At 70.1% G+C, this 17,127-nt stretch carries 18 protein-coding genes; 2 read left to right on the forward strand and 16 right to left on the reverse strand.

The genetic code is table 11. The features are described 5' to 3' along the window. Positions 1 to 50 precede the first annotated feature (50 nt). From tatC to SAM23877_RS07885, 10 genes are all read right to left on the reverse strand, one after another. Entirely contained in the window at positions 51 to 1,004 is a 954-nt protein-coding gene (gene tatC, locus SAM23877_RS07840) for a twin-arginine translocase subunit TatC (protein WP_079030074.1), read from the reverse strand. A 47-nt stretch (positions 1,005 to 1,051) separates the two neighbouring features. Further along, the gene (gene tatA, locus SAM23877_RS07845) at positions 1,052 to 1,339 is read right to left on the reverse strand and encodes a Sec-independent protein translocase subunit TatA (RefSeq protein ID WP_053128285.1); all 288 of its coding nucleotides are present in this window, start codon (positions 1,337 to 1,339) and stop codon (positions 1,052 to 1,054) included. Positions 1,340 to 1,618: 279 nt separating this feature from the next. Further along, on the reverse strand, positions 1,619 to 1,813 hold the full coding sequence (locus SAM23877_RS07850) for a hypothetical protein (protein ID WP_053128287.1): 195 nt from the start codon (positions 1,811 to 1,813) through the stop codon (positions 1,619 to 1,621). 54 nt (positions 1,814 to 1,867) lie between these two features. Further along, positions 1,868 to 2,161 (reverse strand): hypothetical protein, encoded by a 294-nt coding sequence (locus SAM23877_RS07855; RefSeq protein WP_425314751.1) that lies wholly within the window; start codon positions 2,159 to 2,161, stop codon positions 1,868 to 1,870. Further along, positions 2,158 to 3,204, reverse strand: a complete 1,047-nt coding sequence (locus SAM23877_RS07860) for a helix-turn-helix transcriptional regulator (RefSeq protein ID WP_079030075.1) — start codon at positions 3,202 to 3,204, stop codon at positions 2,158 to 2,160. The genes SAM23877_RS07855 and SAM23877_RS07860 overlap by 4 nt, the downstream gene beginning before the upstream one ends. A gap of 18 nt (positions 3,205 to 3,222) precedes the next feature. After that, on the reverse strand, positions 3,223 to 4,200 hold the full coding sequence (locus SAM23877_RS07865; protein WP_053128291.1) for a helix-turn-helix transcriptional regulator: 978 nt from the start codon (positions 4,198 to 4,200) through the stop codon (positions 3,223 to 3,225). Between the two features lie 137 nt (positions 4,201 to 4,337). After that, positions 4,338 to 4,709, reverse strand: coding sequence for an FKBP-type peptidyl-prolyl cis-trans isomerase (locus SAM23877_RS07870; protein ID WP_053128293.1), 372 nt, complete (start codon positions 4,707 to 4,709; stop codon positions 4,338 to 4,340). Between the two features lie 60 nt (positions 4,710 to 4,769). Next, positions 4,770 to 5,771: an FKBP-type peptidyl-prolyl cis-trans isomerase gene (locus SAM23877_RS07875; RefSeq protein ID WP_053128295.1), complete on the reverse strand. Its 1,002-nt coding sequence runs from the start codon at positions 5,769 to 5,771 to the stop codon at positions 4,770 to 4,772. A gap of 156 nt (positions 5,772 to 5,927) precedes the next feature. Then, positions 5,928 to 7,289, reverse strand: a complete 1,362-nt coding sequence (gene pafA, locus SAM23877_RS07880; RefSeq protein WP_052837743.1) for a Pup--protein ligase — start codon at positions 7,287 to 7,289, stop codon at positions 5,928 to 5,930. Positions 7,290 to 7,298: 9 nt separating this feature from the next. Further along, entirely contained in the window at positions 7,299 to 8,558 is a 1,260-nt protein-coding gene (locus SAM23877_RS07885; protein WP_053128297.1) for an MFS transporter, read from the reverse strand. Positions 8,559 to 8,692: 134 nt separating this feature from the next. On the opposite strand from SAM23877_RS07885, the gene SAM23877_RS07890 reads away from it, so the two are divergent. Next, positions 8,693 to 9,703 (forward strand): LacI family DNA-binding transcriptional regulator, encoded by a 1,011-nt coding sequence (locus SAM23877_RS07890; RefSeq protein ID WP_053128299.1) that lies wholly within the window; start codon positions 8,693 to 8,695, stop codon positions 9,701 to 9,703. Between the two features lie 275 nt (positions 9,704 to 9,978). Here SAM23877_RS07890 and prcA read toward each other — a convergent pair whose 3' ends face one another. The 5 genes from prcA to arc form a co-directional block, all read right to left on the reverse strand. After that, complete coding sequence (gene prcA / locus SAM23877_RS07895; RefSeq protein ID WP_053128301.1) at positions 9,979 to 10,737, reverse strand: proteasome subunit alpha; 759 nt, start codon at positions 10,735 to 10,737, stop codon at positions 9,979 to 9,981. Between the two features lie 59 nt (positions 10,738 to 10,796). Then, a complete protein-coding gene (prcB, locus tag SAM23877_RS07900; RefSeq protein WP_053128303.1) occupies positions 10,797 to 11,642 on the reverse strand; it encodes a proteasome subunit beta in 846 nt (281 codons plus the stop codon). Between the two features lie 228 nt (positions 11,643 to 11,870). After that, the gene (locus SAM23877_RS07905) at positions 11,871 to 12,089 is read right to left on the reverse strand and encodes a ubiquitin-like protein Pup (RefSeq protein ID WP_053128307.1); all 219 of its coding nucleotides are present in this window, start codon (positions 12,087 to 12,089) and stop codon (positions 11,871 to 11,873) included. Between the two features lie 178 nt (positions 12,090 to 12,267). Then, positions 12,268 to 13,779, reverse strand: coding sequence for a depupylase/deamidase Dop (gene dop / locus SAM23877_RS07910; protein ID WP_342342858.1), 1,512 nt, complete (start codon positions 13,777 to 13,779; stop codon positions 12,268 to 12,270). A 232-nt stretch (positions 13,780 to 14,011) separates the two neighbouring features. Then, complete coding sequence (gene arc, locus SAM23877_RS07915; protein ID WP_053142266.1) at positions 14,012 to 15,778, reverse strand: proteasome ATPase; 1,767 nt, start codon at positions 15,776 to 15,778, stop codon at positions 14,012 to 14,014. Positions 15,779 to 16,023: 245 nt separating this feature from the next. Between arc and SAM23877_RS07920 the strand changes: the two genes are divergently transcribed. Beyond that, positions 16,024 to 16,329 carry a ferredoxin gene (locus SAM23877_RS07920; protein WP_053128311.1) on the forward strand — a complete coding sequence of 102 codons (306 nt, stop codon included), beginning with the start codon at positions 16,024 to 16,026 and terminating at the stop codon, positions 16,327 to 16,329. Positions 16,330 to 16,403: 74 nt separating this feature from the next. Here the strand turns inward: SAM23877_RS07920 and SAM23877_RS07925 are convergent, their stop codons facing one another. Next, on the reverse strand, positions 16,404 to 16,982 hold the full coding sequence (locus SAM23877_RS07925) for a hypothetical protein (RefSeq protein ID WP_053128313.1): 579 nt from the start codon (positions 16,980 to 16,982) through the stop codon (positions 16,404 to 16,406). Positions 16,983 to 17,127 lie beyond the last annotated feature (145 nt).

Raw genomic sequence — 17,127 nt, forward strand, 5'->3', positions numbered from 1 at the left:
CAGGCCGTGCCGTGGGGCGGCGACGCGCGCCGTCACCGCCCCCGTGTGCCTCAGGTCACGTCGTCGTAGCCGTTGACCCGGTCCTTCGTCGCCTGCTCGGGCAGTGCGCGGGCCGTGGTCACGGGCTCGATCTCACCGATCGCCTCGGGGGTGAGGTCCAGCTCGGAGGCCTCGTCGTCGTCGGGCTCCAGCGCCTCGCGGCGGGCCCTGCGGCGGTCGTTCAGCAGCGAGACGGCGACCGCGACGAAGTACAGGACCCAGATCGGACCGGCCAGCGCGATCATGGTCAGCGGGTCCGTGCTGGGCGTGGCGATGGCGGCGAACAGCGTGATGCCCATGATCATGCCGCGCCACCAGCCGACCATGCGCTTGCCGGTCAGCACGCCGGTAAAGTTGAGCATCACCAGCAGCAGCGGCAGCTCGAAGGAGAGGCCGAAGACGACCACCATGCGCGTGACGAGGTCGAGCAGGTCGTCCAGCGGGAGGAGGTTGTCGACACCGAACGGCGTGAACTCGATCAGCACCTTCGCGGTGGTGGGCAGCACCACGTAGGCGAAGTAGGCGCCGAAGAGGAAGAGCGGGGCACCCGTGGCCACGAAGGCGTAGGCGTACTTCTTCTCGCTCTTGTGCAGGCCCGGGGCGACGAACGCCCAGAGCTGGTAGAGCCAGACCGGCGAGGCCAGTACGACACCCGCCATCAGGGACACCTTCAGCGCCAGCGTGAAGGGGCCCAGCAGACCGTTGATGGTGATCTGCGCGCAGGGCTCGGAGTCGGCCGACGACCTGGCCAGCTCCTCGAACGTCTTCGTGCAGCCGACCGAGTCGAGGACCGGGTCGGTGAAGAAGTTGATGATGTCGTTGTAGAAGAAGGCGGCGACGACGGTGACGGCGACGATGGCCAGCAGCGCCTTCGCGAGCCGGTTGCGGAGCTCACGAAGGTGCTCCGCGAGGGGCATCCGCCCCTCGGGGTCCCTCTCCTTGGTGGTGCGGGCAGACTTCAGCAACCCACGTTCCCATCTCGTGCGGCGGGCCGGAGGTCACCGGCCCTGCGTCAGCGCTTGGTCGTGTCCGTCGGCTCGGTGACCGGCCGGGAGCTGGTCACGTCGCCGGGGGCGGCCTGGATGGTGCGCTGTGCCGCGGCCTGCTCGGGGTTCGGCGGGTCGGCGGGGGCGGCGTCGTCGGACTTGCCGTCGCTCTTCATCGCCTTGGCCTCGCTCTTGAGGATGCGCGCCGACTTGCCGAGCGACCGCGCCATGTCCGGAAGCTTCTTCGCGCCGAACAGCAGGATGATGACGACGAGGATGAGAATGATCTCGGGGGCGCCGAGCCTTCCGAACATAAGTCTTTACCTTCTCACCGAGGCGGCTGGGTGGGGGTGCTGTCCGACCGGTCGGACATACGTCCGATCGATCGTCTTGTGCAGCGATCGTAACGCTCAGGGGTAAACGTGAGGCAATCCCCGTGCGTACTCCCGTCCGCGGCCGGGCCTCGTTTTCCGGACCGCGACCAGCAGCGTACCTTCCGGTACCTGTGAGGTGACAGGGCGAAGTGCCCCAAAACGCAACTCACACGCGTCCGTCCGGTCACTCCCGCCCGGTCCTCGGCGGGGTTCAGCGCCTCACAGCGCGTCCACGGCGCGGGCGGCGCTCTCGGTCGCGCGCTCCAGGTCGTCGGCGGCCCGGCCGATCCGGCGGGCCGAGTCGGTCACCTGCCGTCCCAGGCGCTCCGCCTCCACGAACACCTTCACGGCGAGCACCGCGAGAACGGCGAGACCCAGGAAACCCACGGCAACCGCGAACATCGGCCAGAACATGACGCCGAGCCTAGACCGTCGGGCCGCCGGTCCTGAACGCCGGTCCGGGAGCCGCTAGACGGTGGAGTGCAGCCGCAGGGTCCTGACCCCGCCGCCGGTGAGCAGTTCCACGACCCGCTCCCCCGCCGGCTTGCGGACCGCGGAGCCGCACTCGGGGCACGTGAACGAGTAGAAGGTGGTGCGGCTCGTGGCGCCGATGGCGAGGCGCAGGGCGCTCGCGGCGAGCTCGAAGCGGCCTCGGCAGTCGGGGCAGCCCGCCTTGAACACGACCGGGGACACCCTCCTCATGCCGGCGAACGCGGACGCCGCCGTCATGCCCGGCACCGCCGGCCGCGCGGACTCGCTCACAGTGCTCGCTCCTGCCTGTCGTGCCGCTCCGCGCCCGGTCCGTCGGGCGTCCCGGCCGCCTCGATCCCGTCGTACGCCGCCAGCGCCTCGCGGGCCGCCCGCCGGGCGCTGTCGGCCAGCTCGGGCGGGGAGACGATCCGCCCGTCGCGCCCGAGCCGCAGCGCCAGCCGCCGCAGGGACGCCGGGTCGGGGGTGCGCAGGGCGATGCGCAGCCCGCCGTCGGCCAGCTCCTCCGCACTGTCGTGGGGGTAGTACTCGGCGACCCAGCGCCCGCCCGGGCCGACCTCCACGACGACCTCCGGGTCCTCGGCGGCGGGCTGCACCAGCCCTTCGGAGAGGTCCCGCAGCTCGACCTCGGGCGGCGCGGACGGCTCGTCCAGGATGCGGATCTCGGCGACCCGGTCGAGCCGGAAGGTGCGCCGGGCCTCGGACCGGCGGCACCAGGCCTCCACGTAGGTGTGCCCGACGCTGACCAGCCGGATGGGGTCGATCTCGCGCTCGGTGAGCTCGTCGCGGGCCGGTGAGTAGTAGCGGATCCACAGCCGGCGGCGCTCGGAGATCGCCCGGTCCACGTCGGCGAAGACACCGCCCTCGGACTCGAAGGTGACGGACAGGCGCGAGCTGGCGCCCGCGGCCTCACCGGCCGAGGTCTCCACCTTGGCGGTCGCCCGCAGCAGCGCCTGCCGGTCGCTCTCGCGCAGTCCGGGCAGGGTCGCCACGGCCCGGGCCGCGACGAGCAGCGCGGTGGCCTCGTCGGCGGCCAGCCGCAGCGGCTCGGCGGCGTCCGCGCCGAGGGCGGCGGGATTGTGCCACCAGATGCGCTCGCCGTCGGTGTCGATGTCGAGCAGATCGCCGCCGCGGAAGCTGGTGCCGCACATGGGCAGCACGTCGAGGTCGGAGACCAGCTCGTCCTCGGTGATGCCGAAGGCGCGCGCGACGTCCTCGACGCGGGCGCCGGGGCGCTCCCGCAGATACGTCACCAAGGACAGCATCCGTCGGGTCTGGTCGATGGCGTTCACGGGCCTGACCGGTTTGCCTGCCACTGTGTTGTCCGCTCCCCCTCAGCCCTTGGCCACGGCACGCAGCCGGTCCACCACGTCCGCACGCAACTCCGCGGGCTCCAGCACCACCACGTCCGGCCCGAACTCCACCAGCCAGGCGTCCAGACCGTGCCCGTACGGGATCTCCAACTCGTCCCAGCCGTCGCCGAGTTCCCGCACGGCCGTGGCCTTGGCCCGCAGGGGGTAGCCCGCGCCCGTGCGCAGCCGGATCAGCGCGGAACGGTCGGCGGTCTCCCCCGCCCAGCTCGCGACCGTCTCGCGGACGGTGACGACGTCGGGCACGGGGGCGGTGAACCGCGCGGCGCGCGAACGGACCTTGCCGGTGATCCGCGACAGCCGGAAGACCCGTTCGGCACCGCGGTCGCTGTCGAACCCGGCCAGGTACCAGTGGCCGCGCCAGCACTCCAGCGCCCAGGGCTCGACGTGCCGGACCTCGGGCTGGGCCGCGTTGGCCTTGCGGTAGTCGAAGACGACCGGGCGACGGTCCCGGCAGGCCAGCATCAGCGGCTCGAAGGCGGCCTCGTGCACGGGAATGCGCGGCTCCAGCGCGCTGTGCGCCTCGTACGGGTCGACGTCCTCGGGCAGCCCGGCCGCGCGCAGCTTCTGCAACGCGCCGCTCGCGGCACCGGCCAGCCTGGCCTGCTGCCACACCTTGGCGGCCAGACCGAGCGCGGCGGCCTCCTCGGCGTCCAGGGTGATGGGCGGCAGGCGGTTGCTGTCGCGGCGGGCCAGGTAGCCGACCTCGCCGTCGAGGCTCTCGACGGTCTCGATGACGAGCCCGAGCTCCCGCAGGTCGTCCTTGTCCCGCTCGAACATGCGATTGAAGGAGTCGTCGGAGCCGGCCGCACCCTGCCCCGACCTGGAGGCCTCGACGTAAGCCTCGATGGAGTCACGCAGCTCACGCTTGCTGAGGGGCCGCCGCGTCCCGAGCAGACACAGCGCCAGGTTCATCAGCCGCTCGGCCTTGGCAATGGCCATCGACGCCCTTCTCCCTATGGTGCTTACGACGGATGACCGTACCGCCCCGGAGCGGCGCGGCAAAAGCCGAGGGCCCATGCCCGAGCAGGCATGGACCCTGGATGACCGGCTCTGATCACTGTCCGTTCGGACGTCGATCAGACTCCGAGCAGATCGACCACGAAGATCAGCGTCTCGCCGGGCTTGATGGCCGGGGTCGGGCTCTGGTCGCCGTAGGCGAGGTGGGCCGGGATGGTCAGCTGGCGACGGCCGCCGACCTTCATGCCCTGCACGCCCTGGTCCCAGCCCGCGATGACGCGGCCGCCACCGAGCGGGAAGCGGAACGGCGTACCGCGGTTCCAGCTGGCGTCGAACTCCTCGCCCGTGCTGAACGCCACGCCCACGTAGTGGACGGTCACGGTCTGACCGGCCTGCGCAACCGGGCCGTCGCCCTCCCAGATGTCCTTGATCTCGAGGTCCGCCGGGGGCTCGCCGCCCGGGAAGTCGACCTCGGGCTTGTCGATGCTCACGTGTTCAGCTCCTGCTTGTGTACGGAAAGGCAACGGGCCAAGTCTTACATCCCCGAGGGGTCACATCTTCGCCAGGATGTCGACGGAGAAGACCAGCGTGGAGTCCTTCTCGATGCCGCTGCCCTGCGGCGGGTTGTCGCCGTAGCCCAGGTCGGGCGGGATGACGATGAGGACGCGGCTGCCGACCTTCTTCCCGGTCAGGCCCTGCGACCAGCCCTTGACGACCTGCTGGAGCGAGAACGACGTCAGCTGCTTCCTGGCGTACGTGGAGTCGAACTCCTTGCCGCCGTCCCACACCACGCCCTTGTACTGCACGAGCACGCTGTCCTGGGCGCCGACCTCGGCGCCGTCGCCCTCCAGGACGTACTCGGCGACGAGCTTCTTCGGCGCGTCGGCCTTGGGCACCTGGATGGAGGGCGCCTTGCCGTCGGTGTTGGTGCCGACCTCGGGCAGGGCCGCGTCGTCCTGGGGGACCTTCTTGCCCTTGGCGGAGCTCTTGGCGTTGAAGGTGTCCTGGACGTCGACCACGAACACCAGCGTGTCAGTGCCCTTGATGCCCGCGTCCTCGTTGCCCTGCTTGCCGTATCCCCAGGTGGGGGGCACGGAGAACTGGACCCGGCTGCCGGTCTTCCTGCCCGCGAGCGCGTACCGCCAGCCCTCGATGATGCTGCCCTGGGCGAGCTGGATGACCAGCGGGGTCTTGCGGTCGTAGGAGTTGTCGAAGACCTTGGCGCTGCTCCAGATCTGGCCGAGGTAGTTGGCGACCACGAAGTCGTTCTCGGCGACCGCCTTGCCGCCGCCGGCGATGACGGTCTTCACCGCGAGGTCCTTGGACGGGTCGCCGCTGCCCTTGGCGACGGTCGGCTTCTCGTCGAACTTCGTTCCCGCGGTGATCGCCGGCAGCGGACCGTCGACGATCTTCGGGGACGGCGGTGCCGACGTGCCCGACGCCTCGGGCGAGGCGCTGTCGCCGGCACTGCTCGAGCCGGAGTCGTCGTCGCCGCACGCGGCGAGTGTGACCAGTCCGGCGGGGACGGCGATGAGGAGTGAGCGTCGGCGCACGGTGGGGGCCTCGTAATCGGTGTCGGGTCGATCCTGCGGGACGGGGGTGCGCGCAACTCTACGACGCGAGAAGGGCACCGTACGGTTAACGTACGGTGCCCGTGTGGCGTTCCGCCCCTTCGTGCGGGGCGGGTGCCCGCCTCGTCCTCGCCCGGCTCACATCCCGGCGATCAGCTTCTCCACCCGGTCGTCCACGGAGCGGAACGGGTCCTTGCACAACACGGTGCGCTGCGCCTGGTCGTTGAGCTTGAGGTGGACCCAGTCGACGGTGAAGTCCCGGCGCTGTTCCTGGGCCCGCCGGATGAAGTCGCCGCGCAGCCGGGCCCGAGTGGTCTGCGGCGGGACGGACTTGCCCTCGAAGATCTTCAAGTCGTTGGCGACCCGGGCCGCCTGCCCCTTCTTCTCGAGCAGGTAGTACAGGCCACGACGACGGTGGATGTCGTGGTAGGCGAGGTCTATCTGGGCCACCCGGGGGTGCGACATGGTCATGTTGTGCTTGGCCCGGTACCGCTCCAGGAGCTTGTACTTCATGACCCAGTCGATCTCGGTGCCGATGCGGTCGAGGTCTTCCGCCTCGATCGCGTCCAGTGTGCGGCCCCAGAGCTCCAGCACGCGCTCGACGGTGCCGGTGCGGATGCCGCGGCGCTCGCAGAAGTCCACGGCCTTCTCGTAGTACTCCCGCTGCACCTCCAGCGCCGACGCCTCCCGGCCGCTGGCCAGGCGCACCTTCCGCCGGCCGGTGATGTCGTGGCTGACCTCGCGGATCGCCCGGATCGGGTTCTCCAGGGTCAGGTCGCGCATCACCGTGCCCGCCTCGATCATGCGCAGCACGAGATCGGTGGCACCGACCTTGAGCAGCATGGTCGTCTCGGACATGTTGGAGTCGCCCACGATGACGTGCAGCCGCCGGTAGCGCTCGGCGTCCGCGTGCGGTTCGTCGCGGGTGTTGATGATCGGACGGGAGCGGGTGGTCGCCGAGGAGACTCCCTCCCAGATGTGCTCGGCCCGCTGGCTGACGCAGTACACGGCACCGCGCGGCGTCTGCAGCACCTTGCCGGCCCCGCACAGCAGCTGCCTGGTCACCAGGAAGGGAATGAGGATGTCCGCGAGACGGGAGAACTCCCCGTGCCGGGCCACGAGGTAGTTCTCATGGCACCCGTAGGAGTTTCCCGCGGAGTCGGTGTTGTTCTTGAAGAGGTAGACGTCGCCCGCGATTCCCTCCTCGTGCAGGCGTCGTTCGGCGTCCACCAGGAGTCCTTCGAGAATGCGCTCGCCCGCTTTGTCGTGGGTGACGAGCTCGATCACGTTGTCACATTCGGGTGTGGCGTATTCCGGATGTGATCCCACGTCGAGATAGAGGCGGGCTCCGTTGCGCAGAAAGACATTGCTGCTGCGGCCCCATGACACGACACGGCGGAAGAGGTACCGCGCCACCTCGTCAGGCGACAGGCGGCGCTGTCCCCTGAACGTGCACGTGACGCCGTACTCGTTCTCCAGCCCGAAAATGCGGCGGTCCATGACTGAACATTACGCCTGATGACCCGAACTGAAACGGGGTTCGACGGCACGGTTTGGATCATTTTCCGATGAAGCCGCAACCACCGCTTGCTGGGCGGGAGCTGCGAGGACCCGTCCGGTGCAGGCCAGGACGAGCAGGGACACGAGGCCGGCCGCCCCGGGCAGGGCGAAGCCCCACACCGCCCCACCGTGCTCGACCACCGGCCCGGCGAGGCCCGTTCCCACCGAGGCGCCCACGGTGAAGGTCGTCACCAGCCAGGAGAAGGCCTCCGTCACCGTGCCCCGCGGCGCGTGCCGGTCGACCAGGACGAACGCACAGGCGATGCAGGGCGCCAGGAAGACGCCCGCGAGCACCGTGAGCAGCACCATGGCGAACGCGTCCGGCATCAGCAGCAGCGGCAGGTAACAGACCGCCAGCAGCGCCACCAGCACCCGCAGTCGCCGCGCCGGGTCACCGGTCCACGGCCGGGCCCCGTACACCGCACCGCCGACCAGCGCGCCGAGGCCCAGGGCTGCCATCAGCCAGCCGTAGACCGCGTCACCGCCGTGCGCGTCCGCGTAGGGCACGGAGGCGACCGTGATGGACCCGAGCGCCATCCCGATGAACAGGAAGGCGCCCAGCAGCGCCAGCAGCCCGGACGAGCGCAGCGCGCCCAGCCAGTGCGCCTCGCGCGGCGCCGACCGCCACGCGCGCGAGGGCGGCGAGACCACCACGGACAACGCGCCGAGCACCCCCACCGCGTTCAGCACGAGCAGGGCCACCAGCGGTGACCAGAGCGACACGCACACCGTCACGAGCAGCGGCCCGACGGTGAACATGACCTCCTGCGCGATGGCGTCCATGGCGTACGCGGTGTGCACCTGGTCCTCCTTGCCGAGGACGCTCGGCCACAGGGCCCGCAGCCCGCCCTCCAGCGGCGGCGTGAACAGCCCCGCCGTCCCCACCGCCGCGTACGCGAGCCAGACCGCACCGGTGCCGGCGAAGGCGAACACCCCCATGGCGACCCCCGACAGCACGGCGGCCGGCAGCTGCACCCGCGGCTGCCCGTGCAGGTCCACGAGCCGCCCCAGCACGGGCTGCCCCACGGCGTTGGCGACCCCGTACACGGCGGCCAGCGCGCCCGCGAGGCTGTAGGAGCCGCCCTCGGCCCGTACGAACAGCACGATCGCGATCGCCGCGGTGGCGTTGGGCAGCCGCCCCACCAGCGTGCCGACGAGCAGCCGCACGGCATGCCGCGCCCGGAGGATGTCCAGGTATCCGGCGACCACGGCCGCCCCCTTTCCCAGAACCCCGCGAGTCCCGACCTCGCCGAGGTTGTACGTATAACTACCTCGGTCATACGTACCATGTCGCCTGTTCACGAGTCCAGACGAACGAGTCCACACGAAAGCGCAGGCGCACGGTGGCACGAGGCAGCACCCGCCCGACCAGCCGGGACGTCGCCCAGGCCGCAGGGGTCTCCCAGGCCGCGGTCTCCCTGGTGCTGGGCGACAAGTGGCGCGGCCGCGTGTCGGAGCCCACCGCCCAGCGGGTCCGCGAGGCGGCTCTCGAGCTGGGCTACCGCCCCAACCTCGCCGCCCGCAACCTCCGCCTCGGTCGCACCCGCACGGTCCTCCTGGTCGTTCCCGCGCTGACCACGGAGTTCTTCGCGGAGGTCTACACGGGCGCCGCGCGGGTCGCCGCCGAGCACGGGTTCGGCGTGGTGCTCTACCCCTCCCCCGAGGGCGTGGGCCCGGCCAGGGATCCCTTCGCCTCCGCCGCGGCGGCCCTGGACGGCGTCATCGCGTCGTCCATGGCGGCCGACGCGCTCACCGCCATCCGGGGCGACCAGCTGCCGCTGGTGATGCTGGACAGCGACCCGCAGGGCAGCCTGGGCGCCGCGACGGTCAACCTGGACATCGCCGACGGCATCCGCCAGGTCACGGAGCACCTGCTGTCGCTGGGACACCGCCGCTTCCTCCACCTGGCGGCCGACGTCCCGTCCTGGACCTTCGAGATCCGTGCCCGGGAACTGTCGGCACGGCTGTCCGCCGTCCCCGGCGCCGGCCTCCGCACCGCACACGCCCCCATCTCCGTCGCGGGCGCCCTGGCCGCCACGGAGGCGGCTCTGGCGGCACCCGGGCCCCGGCCCACGGCGCTCGTCTGCGACGACGACAAACTGGCGGTCGGCGCGTACAAGGCGGCCCGGCGGGCCGGGCTCCGTGTCCCCGACGACCTGTCGGTCACCGGTCTGGACGACCTGGGCCTGGCCACGGCCATCGACCCCGAGCTGACCACCGTCCGCCTGGACGCCGAGCTCTTCGGCGAACGCGGCATGCGGGCCCTGCTGGCGGTCATGGAGGGCCGGTCCCCGGAGGAGGGGGACATCCCGGTGCACCTGGTGGTACGGGGCTCCACGGCACCGCCCTCGTGAGACCACCCGGGCCCCGCGAGGCCACCCGGGCCGCGCGAGGCCGGGCAGGGAGCCGCGTACGGCCGGAGGAGGGCCGTCGGGCGTGGCCGCCCGTGACGGTCGGCGCGTCGGCCCGGCACGGCTCGTCGCGGACCGACTCCGCGCCGTTCGGAGGGTGGGTCGCCGGGCAGGGCCCGACCGTCCCGGGACGCGCGACGCCGGGCGCCGGCCACGACGTCACCGACTCCGCTCAGGTGCCCGCGGGCGCCCGCACAGGCGCCGCGGGCACCCCCGCGCTACTTCTCCCCGCCGTCGCTCTCGTCCTCGACGTCGTCCGCCAGGGTCGACGTCCCCGATCCGGCGTCCAGCAGCCGCGAGAGCTGACCGCCCACGATGCGCTTGAACTTCCGCTTCTGCGGACGGGTGCGGTCCAGCACCGCGACCTCCAGCCGCTCCGCCGGGATCTCCCGCTCACTGCCGTTGGTGTCGCGGGACAGCGCCTGGACCGCCAGCTTCAGCGCCTCGGCCAGGGTCATGTCGTCGCGGTGCCGCTGATCCAGGTAGCCGCTGATCTGCTCGGCGTTGCCGCCGACCGCGACCGAGCCGTGCTCGTCCACGATCGAGCCGTCGTGCGGCAGCCGGTAGATCTGGTCGCCGTCGGCGCTCTCGCCGACCTCCGCGACGACCAGCTCCACCTCGTACGGCTTCTCGGCCTGGCTGGAGAAGATCGTGCCCAGCGTCTGGGCGTAGACGTTGGCCAGGCCCCGGGCCGTCACGTCGTCGCGGTCGTACGTGTACCCGCGAAGGTCGGCGTAGCGCACCCCGCCGATCCGCAGGTTCTCGTACTCGTTGTACTTGCCGGCGGCCGCGAAGCCGATCCGGTCGTAGATCTCGCTGAACTTGTGCAGCGCGCGGGACGGGTTCTCGCCGACGAACACGATGCCGTCGGCGTACTGCAGCACGACCAGGCTGCGGCCACGGGCGATGCCCTTGCGGGCGTACTCCGCCCGGTCGGCCATGGCCTGCTGGGGTGAGACATAGAACGGCGTCGACACCGGTTATCCGTCCCTTTCTGTCGAAGTCACTGGACCACCTGACAACACGAACGCGCCCGTTACAGCAGCGCGGCCCGCGGGCCGTCGGGCTGCTCGAGCCGCCGCTCCAGCACCGAGCGGGCCAGCCGTGCGGACTCGTCGTCGCCGAGCCGCCGGAAGCCGTCCTCGGTGATCACAGTGATGATCGGGTAGATCCGGCGGGCGACATCGGGACCACCGGTCGCCGAGTCGTCGTCTGCCGCGTCGTACAGCGCCTGGACCACGAGGGTGGTGGCCTGCTCCTCGGTCAGGTCGTCACGGAACAGCTTCTTCATCGCGCCGCGCGCGAAGACCGAGCCCGAACCCGTGGTCGCGAAGTTCCGCTCCTCGGACCGGCCGCCCGTCACGTCGTACGAGAAGATGCGGCCCCGGCCCCGGTCCACGTCGTAACCGGCGAAGAGCGGCACCACGGCCAGCCCCTGCATGGCCATGCCGAGATTGGACCTGATCATGGTCGACAGGCGGTTCGCCTTGCCCTCGAGGGACAGCTGCGCGCCCTCGACCTTCTCGAAGTGCTCCAGCTCCAGCTGGAAGAGTTTCACCATCTCCACGGCCAGACCCGCCGTGCCGGCGATGCCCACCGCCGAGTACTCGTCGGCCGGGAACACCTTCTCGATGTCCCGCTGCGCGATCATGTTGCCCATGGTGGCCCGCCGGTCACCGGCGAGGACGACCCCACCGGGGAACGTGACCGCCACGATCGTGGTGCCGTGCGGCGCCTCGATCACACCCTGCACCGGCGGCAGCTGCCGGTTGCCCGGGAGCATCTCCGGCTGGTGCTCGCCGAGGAAGTCCATGAACGAAGAGGACCCGGGCGTCAGGAAGGCAGCTGGTAGACGCCCGTTGCTACGAGTGTTGGCTTCCACGCGATTCCTTCCACGTATGCGACAGCTGTGTCACGGACCCTACCCGCCCGACGGCGGTGATCCACATACTCGGCGGGAACCACGGAACGATCACTCCGGCCCCCGCCCGAGGCCGCGCGCGGCGCGGCTCCGCACCGCACCGCGCACGACACCTCACGTTCTGCTCGTCCGCCCCTCACGCGGCCCACGGGCCGTCGGAGCGAAGGTGAAGCAGGCCCGAAGGGCGGCCTACTGGCCACCCTTCTGCACGAAGGACCGCACGAAGTCCTCCGCGTTCTCCTCCAGGACGTCGTCGATCTCGTCCAGGACGGAGTCCACGTCGTCGTTCAGCTTCTCCTGACGCTCCTTGAGGTCCTCGGAGGCCTGCGCGTCCTGCGCCTGCTCCTCGACCTCCTCCGTGGAACGCGTGGCCTTCTGCTGCCCGCCGCCGGTGTCCTTGGTCGCCATATCCCTCACCCCGCTCGGTTCGCCCGACACAGTTGCTCGGTCAAGATCAGACCCTACAAGCCGGGTCCGACATCGGCCCCGCAGTTCGTCCAACGAACGGGGGCCATCTCGATGGTTCCCGGACCAGGTGCCTTTCACCCTGTCCGGCGATCTCCTCCCGGGTACCCGCTCGGCGCCGTCACCCGCCGGACAGGACCTTGACCAGGTCTTCCGCGGTACGGCAGCGGTCCAGGAGCTCCTTGACGTGATTACGCGTTCCGCGAAGCGGTTCCAGGGTTGGCACCCGCTGGAGCGAGTCCCGGCCCGGCAGATCGAAGATCACCGAGTCCCAGGAGGCTGCCGCGACGTCGTCCGCGTACTGCTCCAGACAGCGTCCGCGGAAGTAGGCGCGCGTGTCCTCCGGCGGCTTCGTACGGGCCCGCTCGACCTCCGGCTCGTCCAGCAGCCGCTTGATGCGGCCGCGGTCCACCAGACGGTTGTACAGGCCCTTGTCGGGCCGCACGTCGGCGTACTGGAGGTCCACGAGGTGCAGGCGGGCCGCGTCCCAGTCCAGGTCGTCCCGGCGCCGGTAGCCCTCCATGAGCTCGCGCTTGGCGACCCAGTCCAGCTCGCCGGCCAGGCTCATCGGGTTGTTCTCGAGCCGGTTGAGCGTGTCCTCCCAGCGGATCAGGACGTCCTTGGTCTGGTCGTCGGCGTCCGCGCCGTACCGCTCCTCGACGTACTTGCGGGCCAGCTCGAAGTACTCCATCTGAAGCTGGACGGCGGTCAGCGTCCGGCCGCTGCGCAGCGTGACCAGGCGCTTCAGCGTCGGGTCGTGCGAGACCTGGTGCAGCGTCCGCACCGGCTGGTCCACGGCCAGGTCGACGGCGATGAAGCCGTCCTCGATCATCGAGAGCACCAGCGCCGTCGTGCCCAGCTTGAGGTAGGTCGAGATCTCGGACAGGTTCGCGTCGCCGATGATCACGTGCAGGCGCCGCCACTTCTCGGCGTCCGCGTGCGGTTCGTCGCGGGTGTTGATGATCGGCCGCTTCAGCGTCGTCTCCAGGCCCACCTCGACCTCGAAGTAGTCCGCGCGCTGACTGAGCTGGAAGCCGTGCTCGTGCCCGTCCTGGCCGATGCCGACGCGGCCGGCTCCGGTGAAGACCTGGCGGGAGACGAAGAAGGGCGTCAGGTGGCGCACGATGTCCGAGAAGGCGGTCTCCCGCTTCATCAGGTAGTTCTCGTGCGTGCCGTACGAGGCGCCCTTGTTGTCGGTGTTGTTCTTGTACAGGTGGATCGGCTGTGCGCCGGGAAGCTGGGCCGCCCGCTCGGCGGCCTCGGCCATGATCCGCTCACCGGCCTTGTCCCACAGCACCGCGTCCCGCGGGTTGGTGACCTCCGGAGCGCTGTATTCGGGGTGGGCGTGGTCGACGTAGAGCCGCGCACCGTTGGTGAGGATGACGTTGGCCAGGCCGATGTCCTCGTCGGTGAGCTGGCTCGAGTCGGCGACCTCACGGGCGAGGTCGAAGCCTCGCGCGTCCCGCAGCGGGTTCTCCTCCTCGAAGTCCCAGCGGGCCCGGCGGGCCCGGTGCATCGCCGCCGCGTAGGCGTTGACGATCTGGGACGAGGTGAGCATGGCATTGGCGTTCGGGTGGCCGGGGACGGAGATTCCGTACTCCGTCTCGATGCCCATTACTCGCCGTACGGTCATGCGGCCCTCCTTGCCCGGCGACGCCCGTCCTGGGCGCCGCTCAAGTACCGCTGGCGCTCCGATGCGTATGCGGTGCCCGTCCCCGCACTGCGCGACTCGGCGGTATGGAAGAGCCTAGAACGCCTTTGCGCTGGTGGGGAGATCATTTGCGGCATTGCCTTGCTCCAGTCGGGGCTCCGGAAAACAGTCGGCTGCGGGTACCCACCAAGGGCACCCGCAGCCGCCCCGCCTTTTACAGGTACTGACCGGTGTTCGCCACCGTGTCGATGGAGCGTCCGGTGTCCGCGCCCTGCTTTCCGGTGACGAGCGTACGGATGTACACGATCCGCTCGCCCTTCTTTCCGGAGATGCGGGCCCAGTCGTCCGGGTTGGTGGTGTTGGGCAGGTCCTCGTTCTCCTTGAACTCGTCCACACAAGCCTGGAGGAGGTGGGAGACGCGAAGGCCCTTCTGGTTCTTGTCGAGGAAGTCCTTGATCGCCATCTTCTTGGCGCGGCCCACGATGTTCTCGATCATGGCGCCGGAATTGAAGTCCTTGAAGTAGAGGACTTCCTTGTCGCCATTGGCGTAGGTGACCTCCAGGAAGCGGTTCTCCTCGGATTCGGCGTACATGTGTTCCACCGCCGTCTGGATCATGCTCTGGACGGTGGCCGCCTTGTCCTTCTCGTGCTCCGTGAGGTCGTCGACGTGGAGCGGGAGACGCTCGGTGAGGTACTTGCCGAAGATGTCCTTGGCCGCCTCGGCGTCCGGACGTTCGATCTTGATCTTCACGTCGAGCCGGCCGGGCCGCAGGATGGCGGGGTCGATCATGTCCTCACGGTTGGAGGCACCGATCACGACCACGTTCTGCAGGCCTTCCACACCGTCGATCTCGGCGAGCAGCTGCGGGACGATGGTGTTCTCCACGTCCGAGCTGACACCGGAGCCGCGGGTGCGGAAGAGGGACTCCATCTCGTCGAAGAAGACGATGACGGGGGTGCCCTCGCTGGCCTTCTCACGGGCCCGCTGGAAGACCAGGCGGATCTGCCGCTCGGTCTCACCGACGTACTTGTTGAGAAGCTCCGGGCCCTTGATGTTGAGGAAGAAGCTCTTGCCGGCGGCCTGGCCGGTCACCTCGGCGACCTTCTTCGCCAGCGAATTGGCGACCGCCTTGGCGATGAGCGTCTTGCCGCATCCGGGGGGCCCGTAGAGCAGGACGCCCTTGGGCGGACGCAGCTCGTGCTCCTTGAAGAGGTCGGGGTAGAGATAGGGGAGCTCGACGGCGTCGCGGATCATCTCGATCTGTCCGCCGAGGCCGCCGATCTGCTCGTAGCCGATGTCGGGGACCTCTTCGAGGACGAGCTCCTCGACCTCGCTCTTGGGCACGACCTCGTAGACGTAGCCGGAGCGGGGTTCGAGCAGGAGGGCGTCGCCGGGGCGGATGGTGATGCCCCGCAGCGGCTCGGCGAGCCGCACCACCCTCTCCTCGTCGGTGTGACCGAGCACCAGGGCCCGCTCGCCGTCCTCGAGGATCTCCTTGAGGGTGACGATGTCACCGACGCTCTCGTACTCCATGGCCTCGACCACGTTGAGAGCCTCGTTGAGCATCACTTCCTGGCCGCGCCGGAGCTCGTCGAGCTCGACGCTCGGGCTGACGTTCACCCGGAGTTTGCGGCCGCCGGTGAAGATGTCGGCGGTGCCGTCCTCGTTGGCCTGCAGGAAGACACCGAAGCCTGCCGGTGGCTGGGCCAGCCGGTCGACCTCCTCCTTGAGGGCCACGATCTGGTCGCGGGCCTCGCGGAGGGTACCGGCGAGTCGCTCGTTCTGGGCGGACACGCCGGCCAGATTGGTCTGCAGTTCGACGATCCGCTCTTCGAGAATTCTCGTATGCCGCGGAGATTCGGCGAGCTTGCGTCGCAGGACGGCGATCTCCTGCTCAAGGTAGGCCACCTGCCCGGCCGGGTCGTCGGACCCGCGTCCCGGGCGGATGCCGCGGTTCATGTCGTCGTCGTGGGCTGCCACGGTCCTCACCTCCTCCATGGGGAGCTGGACGCTTCCAGACCCTACCTGGGTGGGTGTCGATTGAAACCCCTAGATCACAAAGACTGTCGGGGTGTGTCCGATCTTCACCCTTGCGCTCTCCCTCACGCCAGGGGAATACCCACCGAACGTGAATGGAACCCAGCCGGAGGTAGGGTCGAAGCGTTCAACACCCGTCAGAGCTGGCCGGATTCCCGAAGGGCTCGACGCAGGAAACGGCAGGAGAGATGAGCGTGCAGCAGGAGGCCGGAGTCGACGGCGAGGCACTCGAGGTCTGGATCGACCAGGACCTGTGTACCGGCGACGGCATCTGCGCGCAGTACGCGCCCGAGGTGTTCGAGCTGGACATCGACGGTCTGGCCTACGTCAAGGGCGCGGACGACGAGCTCCTCCAGAGCAAGGGGGCGACAACGCCCGTGCCGTTGCCGCTTCTCACGGACGTGGTCGACTCCGCGAAGGAGTGTCCGGGCGAGTGCATCCACGTGCGTCGCGTTTCGGACAGGACCGAGGTCTACGGCCCAGACACAGAGTGACCGAACCGTTACTCATTCTGCACGCTGCGTGACCACTGTCGGCCGGGTCGCACTGTCTGCCGCGGGAGCACCGGTCATACGGTGCGCGCCTGGGACGGCGTGTCGCGGACGAACGCGCCGTTCTTCCACTGCCACTTCACGTCGTCCGTGACGTCGGGGCAGCAACTGGGCACGTCGGCCGACGAGTAGCCGAGGAGCGTGGCGCGGACGACGCCGGCACGCACGGCGAAGTCGGTGACCGTCCGCCGGTCCCGGGGGTCCACGAGGGTGGCGACGACGCGGGGCTCACCGCCGTCGGCACCGCGCGTGAGGACGTACACACCGTCGGGCGGGGTGCCCATGGGCGCGTCGCAGTGCACGACGGCCACCGTCTCCGGCCGGCCGTCGCCGTCGAGGTCGCCGGAGGCCTTCTTCTGCACCACCGCCTTGACCGGACCGCACTCCAGGGGGAAGGCGACGGCCGCCGGATCGGGGGGTGCGATGTGGGCCGGGGCGTTCTTCTTCTCGGGCACGGCGGTCTGCGCCGCCGTCGCGGCGTCGGGCTGCAGGACCGAGGACAGGGCGACGACTCCGGCGAGGGCCGTGGCGGTGGCGACCCAGTGGATCGGACGGGTGTGCGTGTGCGACAGGTCCGGAACGGCGGGGTGCTGCACGAGGAGTGTCTCCTGTGAGGGCTGTGCCGGCGGGGTGTGGCCAGCATCGTGCCACACGTCACAGTGCGGGGGAACGGTGGGGTGGGTAGTCGGTCCGGTTGCGCCGCCTCGCGCCGCCTCGCGCCGCCTCGCGCCGCCCCCGCAC

Source organism: Streptomyces ambofaciens ATCC 23877, assembly GCF_001267885.1.
Lineage (GTDB): Bacteria > Actinomycetota > Actinomycetes > Streptomycetales > Streptomycetaceae > Streptomyces > Streptomyces ambofaciens.